Source organism: Stenotrophomonas sp. B1-1, assembly GCF_010894375.1.
Classification (GTDB): Bacteria; Pseudomonadota; Gammaproteobacteria; order Xanthomonadales; family Xanthomonadaceae; genus Stenotrophomonas.
Genome location: NZ_JAAIUZ010000012.1, coordinates 217861 through 234198, shown reverse-complemented (window position 1 = coordinate 234198; position 16338 = coordinate 217861). Strand labels below are relative to the sequence as shown.

At 67.6% G+C, this 16338-nt stretch carries 13 protein-coding genes; 7 read left to right on the top strand and 6 right to left on the bottom strand.

The window, feature by feature from the left end:
• Positions 1–101 precede the first annotated feature (101 nt).
• Entirely contained in the window at positions 102–797 is a 696-nt protein-coding gene (locus G4G00_RS10775) for an HAD family phosphatase (RefSeq protein WP_164273337.1), read from the top strand.
• 56 nt (positions 798–853) lie between these two features.
• Here the strand turns inward: G4G00_RS10775 and G4G00_RS10770 are convergent, their stop codons facing one another.
• Positions 854–3082, bottom strand: a complete 2229-nt coding sequence (locus G4G00_RS10770) for a TonB-dependent siderophore receptor (protein ID WP_164273334.1) — start codon at positions 3080–3082, stop codon at positions 854–856.
• A 223-nt stretch (positions 3083–3305) separates the two neighbouring features.
• Here G4G00_RS10770 and G4G00_RS10765 point away from each other — a divergent pair, with 223 nt between their 5' ends.
• On the top strand, positions 3306–3584 hold the full coding sequence (locus tag G4G00_RS10765) for a hypothetical protein (protein WP_108753175.1): 279 nt from the start codon (positions 3306–3308) through the stop codon (positions 3582–3584).
• Positions 3585–3622: 38 nt separating this feature from the next.
• Here G4G00_RS10765 and G4G00_RS10760 read toward each other — a convergent pair whose 3' ends face one another.
• Positions 3623–5476, bottom strand: coding sequence for an XVIPCD domain-containing protein (locus tag G4G00_RS10760; RefSeq protein WP_164273331.1), 1854 nt, complete (start codon positions 5474–5476; stop codon positions 3623–3625).
• Positions 5477–5592: 116 nt separating this feature from the next.
• Between G4G00_RS10760 and G4G00_RS10755 the strand changes: the two genes are divergently transcribed.
• On the top strand, positions 5593–7761 hold the full coding sequence (locus G4G00_RS10755) for a hypothetical protein (protein ID WP_164273327.1): 2169 nt from the start codon (positions 5593–5595) through the stop codon (positions 7759–7761).
• A 15-nt stretch (positions 7762–7776) separates the two neighbouring features.
• On the opposite strand, the gene G4G00_RS10750 is transcribed toward G4G00_RS10755, so the two are convergent.
• A complete protein-coding gene (locus G4G00_RS10750) occupies positions 7777–8067 on the bottom strand; it encodes a hypothetical protein (RefSeq protein ID WP_108753178.1) in 291 nt (96 codons plus the stop codon).
• A gap of 125 nt (positions 8068–8192) precedes the next feature.
• Between G4G00_RS10750 and G4G00_RS10745 the strand changes: the two genes are divergently transcribed.
• From G4G00_RS10745 to G4G00_RS10730, 4 genes are all read left to right on the top strand, one after another.
• Positions 8193–8810 carry a biliverdin-producing heme oxygenase gene (locus G4G00_RS10745; RefSeq protein WP_240336123.1) on the top strand — a complete coding sequence of 206 codons (618 nt, stop codon included), beginning with the start codon at positions 8193–8195 and terminating at the stop codon, positions 8808–8810.
• A 101-nt stretch (positions 8811–8911) separates the two neighbouring features.
• Positions 8912–11152, top strand: coding sequence for an ATP-binding protein (locus G4G00_RS10740; RefSeq protein WP_164273324.1), 2241 nt, complete (start codon positions 8912–8914; stop codon positions 11150–11152).
• A complete protein-coding gene (locus G4G00_RS10735) occupies positions 11149–11619 on the top strand; it encodes a response regulator (protein ID WP_108753181.1) in 471 nt (156 codons plus the stop codon). The genes G4G00_RS10740 and G4G00_RS10735 overlap by 4 nt, the downstream gene beginning before the upstream one ends.
• Positions 11612–14002: a response regulator gene (locus tag G4G00_RS10730; RefSeq protein ID WP_108753182.1), complete on the top strand. Its 2391-nt coding sequence runs from the start codon at positions 11612–11614 to the stop codon at positions 14000–14002. The genes G4G00_RS10735 and G4G00_RS10730 overlap by 8 nt, the downstream gene beginning before the upstream one ends.
• Before the next feature lie 257 nt (positions 14003–14259).
• Here the strand turns inward: G4G00_RS10730 and G4G00_RS10725 are convergent, their stop codons facing one another.
• The 3 genes from G4G00_RS10725 to G4G00_RS10715 are packed head-to-tail and all read right to left on the bottom strand — an operon-like array spanning position 14260 to position 16266.
• Positions 14260–14946, bottom strand: coding sequence for an oxidoreductase (locus G4G00_RS10725; RefSeq protein ID WP_164273322.1), 687 nt, complete (start codon positions 14944–14946; stop codon positions 14260–14262).
• A gap of 19 nt (positions 14947–14965) precedes the next feature.
• Positions 14966–15646 (bottom strand): ChrR family anti-sigma-E factor, encoded by a 681-nt coding sequence (locus tag G4G00_RS10720; RefSeq protein ID WP_108753184.1) that lies wholly within the window; start codon positions 15644–15646, stop codon positions 14966–14968.
• A complete protein-coding gene (locus tag G4G00_RS10715; protein ID WP_108753185.1) occupies positions 15643–16266 on the bottom strand; it encodes a sigma-70 family RNA polymerase sigma factor in 624 nt (207 codons plus the stop codon). Before G4G00_RS10715 ends, G4G00_RS10720 begins: the two co-directional genes overlap by 4 nt.
• Positions 16267–16338: the final 72 nt, after the last annotated feature.

The following is a 16338-nucleotide window of genomic DNA, read 5'->3' as shown; positions in this document are numbered from 1 at the left end:
GCGGGCCAAAGCGTGCCCACCAAGGTGGGCGCCTACCAGAGCAAAGCGCCTGCATCATCGGCGTGCGACAATTGCGCACTTCGCTTTACCCGGAGTCCCCCATGGCCCCCTTCCCCTTCGATGCCGTGCTGTTCGACTGCGATGGCGTCCTCGTCGATTCCGAGCCGCTGGTGGCCCGTGTGCTCTCGGAAATGCTGACCGAACGCGGTTGGCCACTCACCCAGCAGCAGGCCGCCGATGTATTCCTGGGCAAATCGGTCGCCAGCCTGGCTGGTCTGATCGAGGAACGCACCGGCAAGCCATTCACCGAAGCGTGGCTCGATGAATTCCGCCACCAGCGCAACGTGGCGCTGGAGCGCGACCTGACCGAGATTCCCGGTGCACCTGCCGCTGTGCGTGCGCTGCAGACCCTCACCCAGGGCCGCATCGCCTGCGCGTCCGGTGCCGATCTGCTGAAGGTGCGCCTGCAACTGGGCAAGATCGGCATCCTCCATGCCTTCGGCGGACAGATCTTCAGCGGCCAGGACCAGCCGCGCACCAAGCCGCACCCCGATGTCTACCTGGCCGCCGCCGCTGCACTGGGCGTGGACCCGGCGCGCTGCGCGGTCATCGAAGACACCGTGACCGGTGCGACTGCCGGCGTGGCCGCCGGTGCCACGGTGTTCGGCTACAGCCCGGGCGGCCAGTACCACAGCACACCGGAGGCGCTGCGTGCGGCCGGTGCGCATGTCATCTTCGAATCCATGCACGACCTGCCGGCGGTGCTGGCCGCGTATACCAGCCATACGGCAGCCTGATCGCCACCGCCGCCCTCCTGCGAGAGCGGCGGTAGCACTGCATCAGCCCGCGCCGATCACCAGGTGAAACGCGCGGTTGCGGTCACCGTGCGCCCGGTGCCGTAGTAGCACGAGGACACGCCGGTGCAGGTCGACACGAAACGCTTGTCGGCCAGGTTGCTGACATTCAGCGACAACTGCGTGCCGACGTTGCCGTACTGGCCGATGTCGTAGCGGAGCGCGGCATCCCACAGGGTGTACGACGGAATCAGGTACAGGTTGGCGCTGTCGCCGTAGCTCTTGCCGTTGTAGCGCACGCCGGCGGCCAGGCTCAGGCCTTCCAGCGCACCGCCCTGGAAGGTGTAGTCGCCCCACAGCGCGGCGGTCCAGTCCGGCACCATCGCCAGCTGCTTGCCGCGGTAGCCGTTGTTGCTGCGGGTCACTTCCGAATCCATCCAGGCCGCGGCGCCGATCACGCTGAAACCGGCCAGCGGGGTCACCCGGCCCTCCAGTTCCACACCGCGCACGCGGCCCTCGCCATCCTGCACCTGGCACTGGCTGGTGCCGGTGGTGCCGCAGGTGTTGTGGCTGCTGTCCGGGTCATCGGTCAGCACGTTCTGCTGGCGCAGATCGTAGGCCGACAGGGTCACCAGACCGTCGAAGTTGGCCGGCTGATACTTCACGCCGGCCTCCCACTGCTTGCCGGTGATCGGATCGAACGGCGTACGGTCGAACGACTGGGTGGCAGTGCTGCCGGCCGGCTGGAACGATTCGGCGTAGCTCAGGTACGGGGTCAGGCCGTTGTCGGCCACGAACAGAATGCCCGCGTTGCCGCTGAAGGCCTCGTTCTTGATCCGGCTGGGGGTGCGCGCGCCGAAACGGTTGCTGGCCACGGTGTAGGCCTGCGTCCAGGTGTCATCCTTGGTCCAGTCGTAGCGGCCGCCCACGGTGAAGCGCCACTTGTCCAGCGCGATCTGGTCCTGCAGGTACACACCGGTCTGGCGGTTGATGCCACCGGAGTAGCTGATCGAAGTGGTAGCCGGAATGTAGCCGGTGTAGACCGGGTTGAAGATGTCGATGGCATTGGGCGTATCGGTGGCCGTACCCATCGCACCGCGCGCCGCATCCCAATCGGCCTTCTGCCAGTCCACGCCCAGCAGCAGCGTGTGCTGTGCTGCGCCGGTGCTGAACTTGCCGGTCAGGCGCGTATCGGCGGTATCGCCGCGCGAATCGCCTTCGCCCCAGGTGGCGCGGCGCTTCTGCGTGCGGCCGTCTGCATTCAGCGCGCCATTGGTCACCACGGTGCGGAAGGTGGAATCGACGTTCAGGCGGCGCGCGCTCTGGCTCAACGTCCAGTTTTCATTGAACGCGTGTTCGAACATCCAGCCGGCCGACCAGATGGTGCGGTCGTAGGTGTTCCAGTTCGGTTCGCCAATGAAGGTGCTGTTCTTCATGTGCCCATAGGGCGTGGCGTTGAGCGTGCCGGCCATCGGCAGGAACTGGTAGGTGGAACCACCATCGTCGCGCTGGTACAGGCCCAGCAGTGTCAGGCGCGTACGCTCGGCCATCTGGAAGGTGTAGCTGGGCGCCAGGAACCAGTGCTCCTGCTCGGTGTGCTTGATCTGGGTGTCGCCATCGCGGTACAGGCCCACCAGGCGACCCAGGTGCTGCTTGTCCGCCGATGCGGCGCCCACATCGAAGGCGGTGCTGTACTGGCCATTGCCATCCACGCCCAGCTGCACGATCTGCTGCTGGTCCGGCGTGGGCGTCTTGCTGACCTGGTTGACCATGCCACCCGGAGCCACCTGGCCGTACATCACCGCTGACGGGCCCTTCAGCACTTCCACCCGGTCCAGGTTCCAGCTGTCCACCATGGTGCGGTTCCACTGCCCGCCCTGCGGCGCGCGCATGCCGTCGATGGTGACGTTGTTGCTCCAGCTGCCGGCATCGAAGCCACGGATGCGGAAATCATCCACGCGGTTGTCGATACCGCTGCTTTCCAGCGATACACCGGCCACGTAGCGCATGGCCTCGTTCAAGGTCTGCACGCCGCGCGCGTCCAGTTCCTCGCGCGCGATCACCGACACCGACTTGGCCATCTCGGCAACCGGCGTGTCGGTCTTGGTGGCGCCAGAGGTGTGGGTGAGCGTGCGGTAGGCGTTGACGTGCACCGCATCCAGATCGGTGGGGCTGCTGCCGTCCGGAGTCTGCGTCTGCGCATGCGCGGCCAGCGGCGCGCACAGGGCCAGGGCCACGGTCAGCGCCGTGCTGAGCGGGGAGCGGACGGGAAATGCTGGGGAATTCATGGGGGAACCTGCCAGGAAGGGGCGCCAGCGGCGGGCCGCGGCACTGTTAAGGACGCATGAAATCATACCAAATGCGAATGGTTCGCACTAACGTCCGTGGTTCAGGCGGCCTGCTGCCGAGCGGTCGGCCGCGCCGACACCGCGTTAACCGCGCTTTTCGATACTGGGCCAGCGCCGGGCGCTTGCGCCGGGCTGCACCCATGGAACGCAACGAGGACATTGGATGAGCAAGCTGCACACCCTGGCCGCCACGGCCGCCCTGCTGGCCCTGAGCCCGCTGGCCTGGGCCGAAACGGTGAACCTGACCAACAGCGCCGACGGCGCCAATCGAGATGCCGGCATCACCGCGGTGAAGAAGAAACTGCAGGACGCCTGCACCGAGCGCAAGGGCACGCCCGCTACCGACACCTTTGAAGTGGTGTTCGAGAAGACCAGCGAGAACCCGAACGTGCCCAAGCCGTACTACGTGGACGGCAAGATGCAGTGCGAATTGCCGGGCTGAAGGTTTGCAGGGAGCGCCGGGCATGGCCCGGCGCTACCTCAGCGCGCCAGACTGCGCGCTGTCTCCTGCTGCTGCACCTGCTCCTGCTCGCGCTGCTGCGCGACATGCGCTTCCGGTGCGGCACGCTCTGGCACCTGCTGCAGCTCGCGCACATGATCGGCCACGGGTGTGGCCACCGCCTGCGCGGTATCGGCGCGGGCAATCTGCCGGTCGGCGGCATGCACTTCGCCCTGCACAGCGAAGGCGTAGCGGCCATCGTCACTCAGCACCGCCTGGTCCACCCGGTCCATGCCCTTGTGGGTGGCGGCCACCAGCAACGCCATGCCCAGCCGCTCACTGGCCTGGTCGGGCTGGCGCCCCATGGCCTGGTCCAGGCTGTTCACCGCGCCCTGGGTCTGCAGCCACAGTCCGTGGCGCGGGCTGGCTTCATTGCGCGGGTCGTGCTGCGGCAGCAACGGTGAAGGCCGCGGCAGGTCCTGCAAGGCCTGCGACTGCACGCCGGCCTCGATCGGCTGAAGTTCACGACCTTCGGCTGACGCCACGCGGAACAGGCGCTCGCCCAAGCCATAGGCCGAATGACCCTGGTTGCGTGCCAGGCCGGCAGCGAATGCATCCACATCCTGCTGCGGCCTGCCCTGCCCGTCCTCGGCCAGCAGGCGCCAGTCGGGGCCCAGCATCGGATTGTCTTTCACCATGGCCTGGGTGCGCTCCATCAGGGCGCGCATCTGCGGCTCATCCAGCACCAGGGTGTTCTCCACCCCGGCATGCAGCGGGCCGCGATCGCCGGCCGCGTTGCCGGTCAGCGCGGCATTCACCATGCCGGCAATCTGTTCGCCGTGTTCGTGGTCGCGCAGGTCGATCTGGAACTGATAGCGGCGCTGGCTGATGTCTTCCTGGCCATCGGCACCGTAGGCACTGAAGCGGCTGACCGGTACGTTGCCGCTGTATTCCACGCTGCGCTGTTCGGTGAAGCTGCCATCCTCGTGGCGGACGCGCACCACATCGCCGCTGTTGCGCTGCCCGGCCACGTCCAGGTTGAACGCATCGCCCACGCCCACCTTCAGGCGCGTCTGTGAACTCATGCCCAGCCGTTCCACGGTGGCCAGGTCCTGCACGCCGGGGGTGTGCGCATCCATCACCCCGGTGTCGATGAAGTGCTGGTACGCCGCGCGGCCATCCACCTGCTCAAGATCGAAGGTGGCGGTGCGCACCGTGGATTGCCCCAGCGCGTCCTGGCGCCCGGCCACGGCGGTCAACTTGCCCGCCGCGAAGCCAACACCGTTGAACGCTTCCACCGCCTGGTTGGGGCCGGTGGTGACGCGTACGCGGCCATCGTCCAGATGATCCACGCGGTAGCTGGCGCCCTGCGCCTCGGTCACCTGGCTCTGGATGGCGATGTTGCGGAAGCGTCCTTCCAGCGCGGTGCCAGTGAAATGCTGGCCGTCCAGGGTAACGCTGCCGCCCTTGGGAATGGTCTGCGGATCAAAAGGATTCACCGTGGTCGGATCGGTATCCAGCGCACCGTGCGGCAGGCTGACGCGGTAGCGGCCACGTGCGCCGGTGCTGTCTTCCTGGGTGAATCCGCCGGCCTTCATGCGGTTGCCCACCACACTGTCGACCGTTACCAGATAATCCACGCCGTCGCGGGTGGGCGTCGCTGCAGCGGCCACCGATGTGCCGCGGAACTGCGTGCCGGGACCGGTGCCTGACACCTTCTTTTCCTGCGCCAGCTTCACCGACTGGTCTTCGCCGTTCACGGTGATGGCATGGCCGGCGCCCTTCAACTGCGCTTCGCCATTGCTGGACACATAGGTGGGATCGAACGCCGCGCTGGCAGTGGCCGCGTGCGCGCCCTGTGCGGCTGCGCCTTCCGTGCGGGTGGTGGCATTCATGCCGTGGGCTCCTTGAACGTAGACCGCTTGATTATGGCAGCCGACGCGCAGTTGCGTTCACGCGGCACCGCCGCAGTGTTCGAGATAGTGAACCACGTCCCATCGAGAAGGCCCGCATGCCGCGCCGCATCTTCCACTTTTCAACCTGGCCACGTGGTTGGCGGCTGCTGGCGTGGTGCCTGCTGGGCCTGCAGGCGCTGTACCTGCTGGCCGGCAATATTTTCCTGAATACGCCACTGTTCGATGCGGTGACCAACCGCAAGGCGCACAAGTTCGTGATGTCCACCGGGCCGGCCATTACCCTGCTGCCCGGCCATGTGATTGCCTGGAACGTGCACATGCGCGGCCATGTGAACCACACCGTGTATGTGCTGCACGCCGACCGCGCCAGTGCACGGCTGGCCGTGCTGCCGCTGTTCCGCCGCGAGGTGCGCGTACCGCACCTGCAGGCGACCGGGGTGTCGGCGGAAATCGAGCGCGTGCAGGACGTGGTGCCCTCGCCGCCGCGTGGCGACCAGGGCTGGACGCTGCGATTCGACGCGATCCACAGCGACAGCATCCGCAGCGCACGTTTCGGCAAGCTGCTGCTGCAGGGCGACGGCAGCGGTACCGTCGGCTTCGTCAAGCAGCTGCGTGGCGGTCCGTCGCAGCTGCTGGATTCGCAGGTCGAATTCAACGATGCCTTCGCCAGCTACGACGGCGTGCAGCTGCTGTCGGGCATGCAGTTGAAATCCACCTTCCGCTACCCGCGGCACTACCGCGACCAGGCGCCGGGCATCCGCAAGTTCACCCTGGTGGAGGGCACGCTGGACATCACCGCGCGCAGCCAGGGCCTGCGCATGAATACCGACGCCCAGCAGGTGGCCATCGCCAGCTCACCGCTGGCCGGCCAGCTGCAGGCGCACGTGGATCTGCAACGCGGCGCGCTGATGCCGGGCACCCGTGCCATCTGGCGGGTGCCGCTGCAGCTGGGCGATGGCGCCCCCGACCGCGGCGTGCTGGCCCTGCAGCTGGATGTGGCGCAGGACATGCGCCTGCAGGCGCGGTTGCCTGCACGCCCCGAACGCGGCGCGGCACTGGATGCAGACCTGCATATCCGCGGCCACGATATTCCCTTCAACGACCCGGCCAGCCTGCTGGAGCGCACGTCCGGCCAGGTGCAGGGCGAATGGACGTTCACTTCGCTCAACTGGATCCCGGCCTTGTTTGTGCGCAAGCCTTGGTTCGAGCTGGAAGGCGGCGGCGTACTGAAGGCCGACCTGCGTGTGCAGGACGGTGAGCTGGTGGCCGGCAGCACCGTGGACCTGCCCGCAGCCGAAGCCGTGGCAGAAGTGGCCGGCGTGCGCATGGCCGGCACCGCCAGTGCCCACGGTGCGTTGAAGGCCGGTACGCCTACCCGTGCCGAACTGGATGTGCGGCTGCCGCGCTTCTCCGCACGCACCCAGGGCAAGGATGCGGCTACCCTTTTCGAGGGACGCGACCTGTCATTGCAGCTGAGCGGTGACGGCCGACTGCGTGAGCTGCGCCGCGGCGTACGTGCCCGGCTGCGCTTCAGCGATGCCGACATTCCCGACCTGACGGCCTACAACCGCTTCCTGGGCAACGGGCAGGTACGCCTCGTGTCAGGCACGGCGCGCCTGAGTGGCGACGTCGGGCTGGATACCGATGGCCGCATCGGCCAGGGCACGGCGCGTTTGCTCGGCCAAGGCGCGCGCCTGCAGCTTGCCGGCCTGGACCTGCGTGCCGACACCCGTGTGGACGGCACCCTGCAGCGCGGCGACTTCCGCCAGCGCTGGTTCGACTTGGCCGGCAGCGCGGTGGAACTGCGCAACGTGCAGATTGATGGCCGGCCGGGACCGCAGGGGTGGCGGGGCCGCCTGGATGTTGACGAAGGCCGCATCGATGCTCAGTCCCCCTTCCAGGTGGACGCACGCGCGCGGGTGGCCATGAGCGATGCCGGCCCGCTGCTGGCGGTGTTTGCCGAACGCGGTGATTACCCGGGCTGGGTACTGAAGCTGCTCGATTCCGGGCGGGTGGAGGCAAAGACCGCGCTGCGCTGGCAGCCCGGGCACCTGATGCTGGATGACCTGCAGGCGGAGAACGACCGCTTCTCGCTGCGTGCACGGCTGGATCTGCTGCAGCAGCGCCGCAAGGGCGATCTGTACCTGCGCTGGGGCGTGCTGGGCGCGGGCATCGAACTGGATGGCGATCGCCGCCAGTGGCACCTGACCGGCGCGCGCGACTGGTTCGACGGTCGACCGGCGTTGCTGGCGCCGGCACCCTGACGGCGCCGGCAGGGCTCAGGCCGCGGCCGGCTGCCAGTCGCGCAGCACCCGCGGCTTCAAGGCGTGCTCACCGCAGCCTTCCGGACAGCGCAGGATGCGCGCCACCGAGGTGCTGATGAAGCCGGCGCCTTCGTGCGCGGTGAACACCTGCGCGCAGCCATGGCAGCGCGCCACCAGCGAATACAGATGGACGATCCGCCCGCTGCCAGGGTCCTTCAACGCATCGATCTGCAACAGATCGAACCGGCAGGTGTCGGGCAAGGTGTGCCGGAAGGAGAGACGCGCGGGAGTGGGCTGCAGGTTCACGGGATGGCCAACGGGGAGGTCGGCGCCCACCGTAGCGTTGGTCGCGTGCAGCCGGTGTTGACTGCCGGTGCAACCCGGGCGAAATCTCTTCACTGCGTTTACACCGCTTCTGCTAGCGTAGACCGATGTCCGTCCCCGCCCCCTGCGCGCAGCGCGCTGCCTCCTCTTCTGTCCCCGACGAGCCGCTCAGCGCGATGCTGAAGACGGCCACGCGCAGCACCCACGAGCGCCTGGACCAACGCCTGATGGCCCTGGGCATCTTCGATGATCGCCGCGACTATCTGCGCTTCCTGCAGGTGCAGGCGCAGTTCCATGGCGCGGTGGCAGCGCTGTACCGGCGGCACGATCTGCCGATCGCTGCAGCAAAACCGGGCAAGCACACGCAGGTGCTGGCCGATCTGCAGGATCTGGGCGCATACCCTGCGATACCGACCGCCGACGCACCGCTGCTGGCCACGGCACCGCTGCCTGTGGCGCTGGGCTGGTGGTACGTGGCCGAAGGTTCCAGCATGGGCGCGGCGGTACTGCTACGCCATGCAGCCCGCCTGGGCCTGCACGAAGGCTTCGGCGCACGCCATCTCGCACCCGCCACAGCCGGGGTCGCTGCGCACTGGCGCAACGTGCGGGCCGCGATGGACGCGCTCGCGCTGACGGATGCCCAGCGCGCACAGGCGGCTGCTGCAGCCTGCGCTGCTTTTGAATTCGTCGGGCGACGCGTGGATGAATCGTTCAGAAATGCCTGATCCAGCCGTTGACAGCAATGCGATAGTAGAGGGATGTCTGTTGCTGTCCTTGTTCCAGGCGCGCGCCTGCGCCGCCTCACCACTTCCGGGTTCCTGTCTTCATGTCCAACGCCACTGACGCCGTGAACGATCTGGCGCTGTCTGCCTGTGCCCGCGAGCCGATCCACACACCCGGCGCCATCCAGCCCTACGGAGTGCTGCTGGTCGCCGACCCGCACACGCTGCAGGTGCGCGAGCGCGCGATCAGTCAGGACTCCCTGCTGCAGCAGTTCGGCGACCCGCTCGGGCAGCCGCTGGACGCGGTGCTGGGCGGCGTACTGGCCCCGTTCCTGCCACAGCTGCGCCGCACGGCGGTCGACAGCAGCGTGCACGTGGGCGCCGTGCACCTGGATGGCCATGGCCGCCATCAGTTGCTGGTGCACCGCTCGCAGCACGACCTGCTGGTGGAACTGGAAAGCCCCGTGCCGGGCCAGCCCAGTTCGCTGGAAGAGCTCTACCCCGCCATCCGCCGCCTGATGTCCGAGATCGAATCGGCTGCCACCGTGCCCGATCTGTGCCAGCTGGCCGCCCAGCACATGCGCGCGATGACCGGCTTCGACCGCACCCTGGTCTACCAGTTCGACAGCGCCTGGAATGGCACCGTGGTGGCCGAGGATGGCAACGGCGTGCTGCCTTCCTACCTGGACCTGCGCTTCCCCGAATCGGACATTCCGGCGCAGGCCCGCGAACTGTACCGGCGCAACCGGGTGCGCCTGATCGCCGATTCGGACTACACCGCCGTGCCGTTGGTGCGTGATCCTGCGGCCGCTGATGCAGCGCCCACCGACCTCAGCCTGGCGGTGCTGCGCAGTGTGTCTCCGGTGCACCTGCAGTACATGCGCAACATGGGCACCGGCGCGTCGATGTCGGTCTCGCTGATCTACGAAGGCCGGTTGTGGGGGTTGGTGTCCTGCCACACCGCCCATGCCCGCCGCCTGCCCTACCCCGTGCGCACAGCCTGCGAATTCATGGGCCAGATCCTGTCGCTGCAGATTGCGCTGAAAGAACGCGGACGGGTGGTGGAAGAGCGGGTGATCCGGCGTTCGCTGCTGGTCAAGCTGCTGGCCCGCATGGCCGGCGATGAAGACTTCATGGCGGCGCTGCGCCAGGACCACAGCAGCCTGCTGGCCCTGACCGAAGCGGCCGGCGCGGCGATCGTGCACAAGGGCGACTGCATGCGCGTGGGCCAGTGCCCCGCCCGCGAGGACATCCTGCGCCTGGCGCACTGGGTGGCCGCCGAACACCCGGGCGAAGAAGTGTTCCACACCGACCATCTGGCCGGTGCCTGGCCGTCGGCCGCGCGCCTGAGCGACGTGGCCAGTGGCGTGCTGGCGGTGTCCATTTCGCAGCTGCACGACAGCTACCTGATGTGGTTCCGCCCCGAAGTGGTGCGCACCGTGCGTTGGGGCGGCGATCCGCGCAAGTCCAGCGATCCGGGAACCGCGCTGTCGCCGCGCCATTCCTTCGAAGCCTGGAAGGAAACCGTGCAGCAGCGCAGCCTGCCCTGGACCGACGCCGACGCCGATGCCGCGCACGAAATGCGCACAGCCATCGTCGACATCGTGCTGCGCAAGGCCGAAGAGATGGCCGAACTGAACGAACAGCTGGTGCGCAGCAACAAGGAACTGGAAGCCTTCTCGTACTCGGTCAGCCACGATCTGCGCGCCCCGTTCCGGCATATCGTGGGGTATTCCGAACTGCTGGGCAGCTCGGCGGCCGAGCGCCTGAGCGAGAACGAACGGCGCTTCCTGGACACCATCGTGGAATCGGCCAAGTCCGCCGGCACGCTGGTGGATGATCTGCTGAGTTTCTCGCAGATGGGCCGCTCCACCCTGGGCCGCATGCATATCGACATGGGCGCGCTGGCGCAGGATGTGCGCCGCACCCTGGCGCTGGACTATGCCGGGCGCAGCATCGACTGGCGCATCGGCCCGCTGCCGGTGGTCGAGGCCGACCCCACCATGCTGCGCCTGGTCTGGCAGAACCTGCTGTCCAACGCGGTGAAGTTCACCCGCGACGTTACCGACGCCGTGATTGAAGTGGGCCACCAGCGCAGCGCCAGCGAAGACATCTTCCATGTGCGCGACAACGGCTGCGGCTTCGACATGCGCTATGTGGACAAACTGTTCGGCGTGTTCCAGCGCCTGCACCACGAAGACGAATTCGAAGGCACCGGGATCGGCCTGGCCAACGTGCGCCGCATCATCGGCCGCCATGGCGGGCGAACCTGGGCCGAAGGCACGCTGGGTGAAGGTGCCACGCTCTATTTCACTCTTCCCCTTTCTACCGGAGAACACCCATGAGGGATCTGCGGCCGATCCTCCTGGTCGAGGACAGCCCCAAGGACGCCGAACTGACCCTGGCTGCGCTTGCGCGCTGCCAGTTGCTCAACGCGGTGGTGCACGTGCGCGATGGCGCCGAGGCACTGGATTACCTGCGCAGCGAAGGCAACTTCGCCGGCGCCTACCATGGTGGGCCGGTGGTGGTGCTGCTGGACCTGAAGCTGCCCAAGATCAACGGCCTGGAAGTGCTGCAGCAGGTGCGCGAGGACCCGGAACTGAGCAGCACCCCGATCGTCATGCTGACCTCCTCGCGCGAAGAGCAGGATCTGGTCCGCAGTTACCAGCTGGGCGTCAATGCCTTCGTCGTCAAGCCGGTGGACTTCAAGGAATTCTTCGACGCCATCCAGGGCCTTGGCATGTTCTGGGGCATCACCAACCAGCCACCTCCGCATCGCGGCGGCAACGGGAACACCCCCACCCATGAATGACCCCGCGCCTGCAGGCGGCCGCCTGCGGATCCTGATGCTGGAAGACAGCGCGCTGGACGCCGAACTGATCACGGCCCAGCTGCAGCGCTCCGGCCTGCGCTTCGACACCCACCGGGTGTGGGCGCACGACACGTTTCTGGCCGCCATCACCTCGGCACAGTTCGACGTGATCCTGGCCGACCATGTGCTGCCCGGGTTCGACGGCGATACCGCACTGGCGCTGGCGCGCGAGCACGCGCCGCAGATCCCTTTCATCTTTGTGTCCGGCACGCTGACCGAAGAACTGGCCGTGCAGGCGCTGACCCGCGGCGCGCGCGACTACGTGGTCAAGCAACGGCTGCAGCGGCTGCCGGACGCGATCCGGCGTGCCCGCGATGAAGCCCGCGAACGCAACCAGCTGGCCCAGGCGCGCACGGCGCTGGAGCACAGCCAGGCACAACTGCAGCAGATTACCGATGCCATTCCCGCGTTGATCGCGCACCTGGGCGCCGACCACCGCTACCGCTTCGCCAACAAGGCCTTCCTGGACTGGCATGGCATTGCCCTGGACGACCTGCTGGGCAAGCAGCCGGCCGACATCGGCAACAGTGCCTCGTTCCAGCAGGCCCTGCCCAGCCTGGAACGGGTACTGGCCGGCGAGCGCGCCAGCTTCCAGATCACCCTGACCCACCGCAGCGGCGAAGCCCGCTTCGTGCAGATGGACTGCGTGCCCGAATTCGCTGCCGACGGCACGGTGACCGGCTACACCTGCCTGGGCAGTGATGTGTCGGGGCTGAAGCGCGCCGAGCTGGCGCTGCGCCAGGACAATCAGTCGCTGGAACAGCAGGTGCAGGCGCGCACCGCCGAGCTGCAGGCGAGCAAGCGGCGCCTGCAGGCCATCTTTGAATCCAGCTTCCAGCACCAGGTACTGCTGGACCTGGACGGGCGGGTGATCGATGCCAACGTGGCCTCGCTGGCAGCGGTGATGGCAGGAAAGGCCGACGTTGTCGGCGTCCAGTTTGCCCACACCCCGTGGTTCGCAGCGACCCCCGCAGCCGCGCAGCTGGTGGCGCAGGCCGTGCAGAACGCCGCCACTGGCACCCCGTCACTGCATGCGTTCGAGCTGGAACTGCCCACTGGCAAGCGCAGTTTTGATTTCTCGCTGCGGCCGCTGCAGGGCCCCGATGGCCAAGTGGCCGCAGTGGTCTGCGAGGCGGTGGAAACCACCGCCCGACTGCAGGCCGAACACGCGCTGCGCCAGTCACAGAAGATCGAAGCCGTTGGTCAGCTGACCGGTGGCATCGCGCACGACTTCAACAACATCCTGACCGTGATCGCCGGCAACGTTGAACACGCCATGCTGCTGAACCAGCGCAATGGCGAACCGGCCGGCATGACCGCGCGGGCGCTGGACAATGCCCTGAAGGGCGTCAACCGCGCCGCCAGCCTGACCCAGCGCCTGCTGGCCTTTGCCCGCCGGCAACCGCTGCACAGCCAGGCGGTGAATCTGAATGACGCCGTGCATGGCATGCAGGACATGCTGCAGCGCGCCCTGGGCGAGCTGGTGCAGCTGGAGATCCGCAGCGCTGACGACATCTGGTGCGTGGAACTGGATGTCAGCCAGCTGGAAGTCTCGGTGTTGAACCTGGCCGTGAATGCACGCGATGCCATGGACCACGGCGGCCAGCTGGTGATCGAAATCGACAACAGTCACCTGGACCATGACTACGCCGCCCTGTTTCCCGATGCAGCGCCTGGCGAATACGTGATGCTGCGGGTGCGCGACAACGGCCATGGCATGTCGGCCGAAACGCTGGCCAAGGTGTTCGAACCGTTCTTCACCACCAAGCAGGTGGGCCGCGGTACGGGGCTGGGGCTGTCGATGGTGCATGGCTTCGTGAAGCAGTCCGGCGGCCACGTGCTGATCGATTCGATCCCCGGCGGCGGCACCAGCATCACCATGATGTTCCCGCGCTCAACCCTGCCCCTGCCCAGCCAGGCGGCGCCGACGCAGACCGGTTGGGCCAGCTACGAAGCGCGCGAGGAGTCGATCCTGGTGGCCGAGGACAACGACGATGTGCGCGCCTACACCGTGGATGCACTGCGACAGCTGGGCTACCGCGTGCTGGAAGCACACGATGGGCCGTCCGCCCTGCGCCTGCTGGAGCGGCCCGACACCCAGATCGATCTGTTGTTCTCGGACATCGTGATGCCCGGCATGTCCGGGTGGGAGCTGGGCCGGCAGGTGCGCGAGCGCTGGCCCTCGGTGGCCGTCCTGTTCACCTCGGGCTACCCGCGTGACCACGACACCGTGGGCAGCCCCGGGCGCGGCGCACCGCTGCTGTCCAAACCCTTCACCCGCAGCGACCTGGCGCAGTCGGTACGCAACGCGCTGGCGCCCTGAACCCCCGGTCCCGCCACATACCTTGGTAGGTGCCGACCTTGGTCGGCACACGCCCCGCGCCCTGGTAGCACACGCTCCACGCCCTGGTAGGTGCCGACCTTGGTCGGCACAGGCTTCGGGCCAACCAAGGTTGACCCCTACCAAGGCGGGGTAACCCGGGCCAACCAAGGTTGGCCCCTACCAAAGCGAGGCAATGCAGGCCAACCAAGGTTGGCCCCTACCAAAGCGGGGTAAAGCGGGCCAACCAAGGCTGGCCCCTACCGTTCCGCCCCTGCGAAGCGATGGATCTGCGCGCACTCCACCACACCGGGGGGCTGCGCCATGCTAGCCAGCGCGATCATCGCCTCGCCAATCGCCCGGTTGCTGACCGTCAGCGACGGCAGCACGCTTCCGGCCAATCCCATCAACGGCGCGGCCACCCAATAGAACGGCTTCATCAGAGTATGCCGGGTCCCGGTACCCGCCACCGGCTGCACGCCTGCCGGCCGCAACATCACTGTGCGCACCGGCAGTCGCGCCAGCGCCTGCTCGATCTCACCTTTCACCCGCAGCGGCATGATGCGGCTGGCCGGGTTTGCGTGCGCGCCGGATACATACAGGAAGCAGCCCTGCGGATTGGCCGCGGCCCAGGCGCGGGCAACGGCCAGCGTAGCGTCCACCGTCACCTGCCGGTATTCGGCCTCGGGCGTGCCCAGTGGCGGCGCACCGGCGCAATAGAAACACGCATCGAATCCCGCCCACGGCAGATCGGCGTGCGCGGCCTGCAGGAAGTCGGGCAGCACCATCTCCGGGAACCCGGCAGGGGCCGCGCCTTCGCGACGCACCAGCGCGGTCACCTGCTGCACCTGGCCAGAATCCGCGCAGGCCAGCGCGACACCCTGCCCGACCAGACCGCCGCTGCCGACCAGGAGAATCTTCAAGGATTGCGTGTTGTCAGCGCTCATGCACGGCTCCTGCGGCGCGCTAGAGTTTCACAAAACGCTGGATCTTGCGCGCCAGCCAGCCGCTGAACACCAGCGGCGCATCCAGCGCGGAAACACAGATGCACGGCACGCCCGGCGCGGTCACCGGCTGGTGCTCGACCTCCTCATCCAGATCCGCCACATCGCCCGGCGCGAACAGGCCCAGTGCATCGTTGTAGCTGCCCCGCAGAATCTGGGTCAGCTCACTCTGGCCATGGCTGTGCATGGGCAGGCACTTGCCCGGGGCGATCTTCAGCATGATCAGCGACGGCATCTGCGCCGCACGGATGCAGTACACACCCGGTGCAATCCAGCGCCAATGCAGCTGCGACAGCGACGCACCGAAATACGGATGCAGGGCGGCAGGCAGGTGATCCGGGTTGGCCTGCGGCCGTTCGCTGGGTACGGCGCGGGCCGCCACGCAGGGCGCAGCCAATCCGCCATCGGCCTGGTCCATCTGCGCCAGCATGGCCATGCGCAGCTGCGCATGCCGAGCCTCGTCAACGGTCGGCTGGGTCTGCTCCAGCAGCACGGCGCCGATCGCCTCGGCATCGCGCAGGCGCTGGCGACAGGCCGGACACTGCTCCAGGTGCGCGGCTGCGACCACGCTCAACGCCGTTGGCAGGCCGCCGGACGCATAGCTGATCAAGGTCGATTCGTGCAGGTGGTGGCGCGGGCTCACTGGCCACCTCTTACCTTCGACTGCAACTGCAGGAAGGCCCGGCGCAGGTGTGACTTCACCGTGCCCAGCGGCATGCCCAGTGCAGCGGCGATCTCGCCGTGGCTGCGCGCCTCGAAGTAGGACATGCGCACCAGCCGTGCCTGCACCGCCGGCAGTTCATTGATGCGCTGGCGCAGCCGTACCTGGTCGGCATACTGTTCGGCACTGCTGCGTTCCACCACGTCGAAGCTGGCAGCATCGGCCACCGCCGCCTGCGCCTGCAGCCAGCCACGTTCATGGCGCACGCGGTCGATATGCAGGTTGCGCGCAATGCGGAACAGCCAGGTGCTCAGCGCGCCCTGCGCGGCATCGAAATCGGCCGCGCGCAGCCACAGGCGCAGCAACGCCTCCTGCGCCAGCTCCTCGGCGATCGCCGGCGTTGCCCCCAGACCACGCAGATACACGCACAGGCGCGGCATGAAATAGTCGTAGATGCGCAGGAAGCAGGCGCGGTCACGCAGCCGGGCCACACCGTCCATGTCACCGGTCCAGTTGGTGGGCTCACTGCTGGGCTGCTGGGCACTGGACACGAGACGGGCGGCGTCGAAAGGGCTGCGGGGCGGGCGGCGTTCAACGTACATGGGCAGGGGCGGCAATCAGGTGAAGGTGGTTCCTGTGCCTCTACGCAGGCAGGCGGCGATTGGATGCAGCGG